Genomic DNA, 571 nt, shown 5'->3' with positions numbered 1-571 from the left:
CTGGGCAATGTGTTCCACATCTGCCAGTTTGCCGAGGTCATGGAACGAAACCATGCAGACTTCTACCCGGAGATTCAAACACAGGACGAGCAGGCTGCATGGGAACTGGGCGGCAAAGGCTACCTTGCCATCCAGTCCTATGAGGATGGATGGGACTACACCATTTACCACAGCGATTATTCTGTGATGGACGGCGGGCAGCTGAATGCCCCGGAACTGACCATTCAGGAAGCCCGTGAGCAGATTCTGGAAGCACACCACATGGAAAAGGGCCGGCGGCTACTGCAGGACTACGATGCAGTCATGGATAAAGTTGCGGAAGCCGAGGAACTGAGTGCAGACCATCGCCCTTCCACACTGGAAAAGCTGGCAGAACTGGCAAGTGATACGTCTGCGCCAAAATCCTCTGCACATTCTGCACCGGAACTGTGAGGTGGACGATGCAGCAAAAATGGAACCAGAATTTTGACGGTGAACCCATGACAGACATCCCGCAGAAGTTTCTGAACGCAGGGTGCGATGTTTATATGGTGATGCAGCTGCGGCATGACGAAAAAATCCTCGATGAAAG

At 53.1% G+C, this 571-nt stretch carries 1 protein-coding gene; it reads left to right on the top strand.

Features of this window, described 5'->3' with window-relative positions; genetic code table 11:
- Positions 1–432: LPD16 domain-containing protein (locus tag AAAU26_RS00125; RefSeq protein WP_349180845.1), on the top strand; the 432-nt coding region annotated here is incomplete at its 5' end.
- Positions 433–571 lie beyond the last annotated feature (139 nt).

This window comes from Faecalibacterium longum (assembly GCF_040094125.1).
Taxonomy (GTDB): domain Bacteria; phylum Bacillota; class Clostridia; order Oscillospirales; family Ruminococcaceae; genus Faecalibacterium; species Faecalibacterium longum.
Note: the sequence above shows the minus strand (reverse complement) of the source record. Positions and strands in the feature narration are given on the sequence as shown.